Source organism: uncultured Agitococcus sp. (assembly GCF_937920075.1).
In the GTDB taxonomy this organism is placed as follows: Bacteria; Pseudomonadota; Gammaproteobacteria; order Pseudomonadales; family Moraxellaceae; genus Agitococcus.
The window spans coordinates 1-2,009 of sequence record NZ_CALETI010000503.1; the positions used below are offsets into that span (position 1 = coordinate 1).

General features: G+C 42.8%; 2 protein-coding genes. Both read right to left on the minus strand.

Annotated elements, in window-relative coordinates; translation table 11 throughout:
• Positions 1 to 47: 47 nt before the first annotated feature.
• The gene (locus Q0212_RS16755) at positions 48 to 1,532 is read right to left on the minus strand and encodes a terminase family protein (RefSeq protein ID WP_297927650.1); all 1,485 of its coding nucleotides are present in this window, start codon (positions 1,530 to 1,532) and stop codon (positions 48 to 50) included.
• A partial coding sequence (locus tag Q0212_RS16760; RefSeq protein ID WP_297927651.1) for a hypothetical protein occupies positions 1,483 to 2,009 on the minus strand: 527 nt, incomplete at its 5' end. The genes Q0212_RS16760 and Q0212_RS16755, both read right to left, overlap by 50 nt.

Sequence of the window (2,009 nt, forward strand, 5' to 3'; positions counted from 1 at the left end):
TATGCCGTTGCGATTACTTAACGCAACAGTGTTTTCTGTATCCATTATTAAACTCGTCGCCAGTTGGGTTTAGAACGCTTTTGGCTTGTATTGAGAGGGGTTGTTACTGCGCTTGATAAACACATCAACGCATAGCGGCTTGCGCTGATTGCATCATCCTTGACCTTTACGATTTTGCCTTTGTCTCTGTGGTACATTCTTCTTTCTGCAAGCCATAATGTGCAAGTTGAGAATATTTTGAACTTTCCAACAATCATTCTATCCAGCATCAACATCAATCCAGCTTCAACACCATTTGAACCATCGTCAAACTTGGCATTTTCGCCCAACATATTGAGTCCGCCTTTTTCGTACTGCTCTTTCAATGCAATACCGCTTCCTTTATCGTGTTGATAACCGTCATGTGGCCATGCCCACGGTAGCCATTCGCCCCATGAAATAATTTCTTTTGCGTGATAATCGGGTGTTCGTTCTGACTGTTTGTATTCTTCGATGAGATAAATAATATCTTTATCTCTATCCCATGCAAGTTTTACTGCTGCAAAAGGATGATCCCATCCGAAGTCCATGCCGCCGATACACGCAAAGTGCCTTGGAATTTCAAACGGCTCGACAATAATATCGGCTTCGTCAATCGGGAAAATCAGGCCGCTACCAGCAAACGGAACGCCTCTGCTTCTTGCGTCATGCTCATGCTTCGGGTAACTAGCCAACATATCGGCTTTGTCTTGCTTAGATAGATGAGGAACATCGTCCCATGTAATGCTTTGTAGATACTTGATGCCTTTTTCAGACTTGTGAATAAAGTCGTCAACTACCTCAGTCGTGCCTTCTAGTGGCGTGAACGTCAACATGACGATGCCTTTTGTCGTCATAGTTCGCGTTAATGATTCGGTGTAAATATCTAGCGGCGGCTCTTCATCAAGCCAAATAACTTCACGCTCTGTACCTTCAAAACTTCCTCGCCCCTGTTGATACGACTTAATACCAACAATAGACCAGCCTGACATATGCTTTACCTGCACTGTATCGGCCATATTTTGAACGCCCTGCTTCCACGTCACCTCACCGATGCAATCGCGCGGAATAAGACCATCACCTGCGAATGTTTTCTTGCCTGAGCGATAAACCACTGCGCCAAATAGCTTTGTTTGCACAATGTCTCTTGCTGTTTCGTTTGTTTTACCAGCAACCCATGCGCGTACAGGCTTATTAAATCTTCTACCTACCCACCAACTTGGGTATTGCCCCGTTAAATGCAATGCGGTTTCATATCCGCCAATTGATTCTGTTTTGCCTACCCTGTTGCCAGCCATTACCAACCGTTCTTTGTATCTAGCTCCAGCCTCAAAAAACTCTAAGTGCTTCTTGTACAACTCTCTACGCAAATCACCTTCATCTCTGAAGTAAGTCCAAAGTTTTCTACCCGACTCTCTATAATTCTTTTCTTCCAATAACGCCAACAGTTCTAATTTTTGCGAATTAGAAAGACCTATCAACAAGTTCGGCAATTTTTCGCTCAAGCTCGTCATTAGTCATATTCTCAACTGGTTTTTGTGTTTGCTCTAAATTAGTAATGCCGTATGCTTCACGCTCTAACCCAACAAGAACCTTTAGCGTCTCCGTAAGTTTTTTAACGCAGTCTATTTTTACGTTTATCGCAATCTGTTCATCAATTAACGCTAATTCTTTAGTGAGTTGCTCTAATAAATCTTTATTTCTTTTAATATCTGTTCTGTGGCTTGTCTTGATGTTGACGATTGCTTGAGCGTTTGTTTCGATTATTTCGCGCTCTGTAATATCCTTTTCGCTGCGTGAAGTGCTGCGTGAAACTTCTTTGCGTGAAATACTTTCCACTTTTTGCGCTATTTTTTGGCTTAGATTTCTTGACCAACCATTTGTCTTTGCGCGTGACCTTATTGTTCCTTCTTTCGTACCGTATTTATCCGCCAATTCACGCAAACTCAGTAAACCAGCCGAGTAGTCTCGCTCTACAGACTCCCAATCGA